The sequence below is a fragment of the Wolbachia endosymbiont of Tuta absoluta genome (assembly GCF_059414725.1).
Genome location: NZ_JBNRJY010000094.1, coordinates 1 through 2206, shown reverse-complemented (window position 1 = coordinate 2206; position 2206 = coordinate 1). Strand labels below are relative to the sequence as shown.

1 protein-coding gene is annotated in these 2206 nt (G+C 39.8%); it reads left to right on the top strand.

Features of this window, described 5'->3' with window-relative positions; translation table 11 throughout:
- Nucleotides 1-1404: 1404 nt before the first annotated feature.
- The gene (locus ACJ5GX_RS01155; RefSeq protein ID WP_495292598.1) at nucleotides 1405-2148 is read left to right on the top strand and encodes a hypothetical protein; all 744 of its coding nucleotides are present in this window, start codon (nucleotides 1405-1407) and stop codon (nucleotides 2146-2148) included.
- Nucleotides 2149-2206 lie beyond the last annotated feature (58 nt).

The following is a 2206-nucleotide window of genomic DNA, read 5'->3' as shown; positions in this document are numbered from 1 at the left end:
TGATCGATCTACTAGAGACGGGGAAAAACAAGTCGCAATCAGATATAATTTAACTGAACCGTCTGCGGGACCACCGAGTGACATATATAATAGAGCTTATTAAACATGCCGAACGAACCTCTCGTAGTCGAGGAAAGATTGAAAATAATCTCTTACGCAGACATTTTTGAAAGTTCACGAGTGGCGGGAGCAGGGAGCCCGGCGAACGAGCGCGATAGCATCTTTAGAGCCAGATTGAAATTTAAAACGCGTAAGCCTTTCCGAAATGAGTGACTGAAAGAAGACTTTGCTGAGAAAATTAAAAAGACTCATACTGTTAGGCAACGAGTTTTCAGGGTGAGTTTTACTTGTAAAACAGAGCAACCTATCTTACTAACTTTTTAAGCACTCGCGATCACTTTCACTCATTTTAAGTATTAGACCGGGTCTATCGCGAAAGTATTTAGGTAAATATTAGTAATTTACCTGTGTCCCGACGTTTTAACACAGTTTCATGTACCTATTGTGGTCGCGGGTTGACCTATCTTAGTTTTTCTTTTTTCGAGATGTGAAAAGTAATTGCACTTGTAAATCATACTTTTTTCACGTAGAAAACTATTGAAAATACATAAAGAAGCCATGAAAAAGAGAAGTTAAACATATTTCTCACGTAAATTACCTTTAATACACAACCATTGTGTTTTATTTATGGGCGCGCCCTGCAAACAAAGGTTGGGTGAAGTTCCAACACACAGACCACATACTGAATGGGAGTCAAGGTTTCTTGAATGTGCTGTTTTATGTTCTGTCCTCAAGAAATCCATCTAGGCACAATAATTTTTAACTGATATTCATGTGAATTGAAATAACGGGCATTTCACACCGAGACGGGACGTGGCAAGATAAGACAAAAATATTTTCGGGCTGCGTAGCGCGGCGTAACGTTTTCGACAGATACCTATTGATTGTATAAAAAGACACGTTGTTTTTGCGAAAAGCATTATAAACGGCGTCAAGCGTCCCATTACTTTCCAGTGGGAACTAACTTATACATGGACTAGTAAACTAACAATATTGTGTGGGGTAGTCAGAGTCAGTGTCTACTAAATGAGACGTAACCGTGCTAAATGCTGCTGAAACCTACTGTACCAGCTCAATTGGGAAGTTGTGAGAAGCCTCACGAATACGACTGGAGCGATATTAATCAGACGAATGCGATGCGGGCGAGCGGTGCGAGCGAGCACACGTGCCCCGCACAACTTCAAGATTAGAATTTCCGAGCTGTCTCGTGACAATAATTGAGTCGGAACTCGAATTCGTAGTACAAGCTTTGGTACAAGCACAAAACATGACGACTGCGATCGATCACTATTTTCATCCATCCCTTCAACTCGCCCCTCATATATGACTAGGCGAACATCAACCTTGTCAACATCAAGCACGCTCGCTGGTGTTGTGCAAGAAGTCAATTCTGACTTGGAACTTGCACCCACCTCGAGCGCTACTACCACTCGCAGGCGATGGACACCTGAAATGAACATGTTCATACTGCGCACCTATCTTCAACTTACTGAACTTGATACTGATACCAAAACATACCTAGAACCGTTACATTTAAAATTTATTGAAAGATATCCAGACATGGAAGCAAGCCGACAGCGTATAGGTGACCAACGTAGGGCCATCATTCGCAATAAATTACTCCCGAAAAGCACAATAGACCAAATTTACAAAGATGTAAAAGAAGAATTAGATAATTTTAGAAAAAGTGTTCCCAATCAAAATAACACACATGCATCAATATCCTCTTATTCTAACTCAACTCACTCACAGCCATTTACTTCAAGCACTCTACTCAACACACACCCCTCTCAAAATACAACCAGAATGAGATGGACCACTGAATACAATGAAACGATTATGCGAGCATACTATAAACTAACACATTTAGGTACAAATAGAACTACTTACCGAAAACCACTACATGACGCCTTTGTAGCTACGTTCCCATCACTTTCACATGTAACTGAACAACGAGTATCCGATCGATCCGCGCGGGTTCAACAACAAAAATTCAGTAAAAAACTCAGATATTTATTGGCAAATTACATAAAACCAATACTTGAGGCTTTTTTATGTACTTTCCCATCTTTTTCATTTTTAAGTTAACATCTTTTATCGTATCATTTATGGGCGTTAATAAACAACAAATTTATAAGCGACGATA